This window comes from Akkermansia sp. GGCC_0220, from assembly GCF_017566105.1.
Taxonomy (GTDB): domain Bacteria; phylum Verrucomicrobiota; class Verrucomicrobiia; order Verrucomicrobiales; family Akkermansiaceae; genus Akkermansia; species Akkermansia massiliensis.
This window is the reverse complement of sequence record NZ_JABFCI010000056.1, coordinates 1-397: the sequence shown is the minus strand read 5'-3', so window position 1 is coordinate 397 and position 397 is coordinate 1. Positions and strand designations below refer to the sequence as shown.

The window sequence follows — 397 nt, the reverse complement described above, 5'->3', positions numbered from 1 at the left end:
TGCGGTTTCCGCATCTGTCTGTTCCTTGGTCAGCTGTCCCTTGGCGTTATAGGTGCTCCTCGTGTAAATGACTCCGCCGACGGTGTTGGGGACGCCCGTGCGCAGAATTTCCCCGGCACCGTTGACGACGCTGCGCTGCAGTTCGGTTTCCGTTTCCCCGGAGACGGCTTTCGTGAAGGTCCGAACGCCGTCGGCAACCAAGTCGAGGGAATAGATGATATGCCGCTGTCCCGTGCCGGATTCTTCCAGGACCGTTCCATCCGGCGCGTTGCGCGTGACGAACGTGGCTCCCGAGGGGATGGTCTGCGTCGTCGTCAAGCCATCCTGGCTGTAGGCGTAGGTGGTGACCCGGCCCAGGACGTCCGTAGAGGAAGTTATCCTCCCCAGCAAGTCGTAC

General features: G+C 61.5%; 1 protein-coding gene. It reads right to left on the bottom strand.

Annotation, left to right across the window (positions count from 1 at the left end; genetic code table 11):
- On the bottom strand, positions 1 to 397 hold a 397-nt coding region (locus HJW02_RS12955), incomplete at both ends, for an RHS repeat domain-containing protein (RefSeq protein ID WP_208050671.1).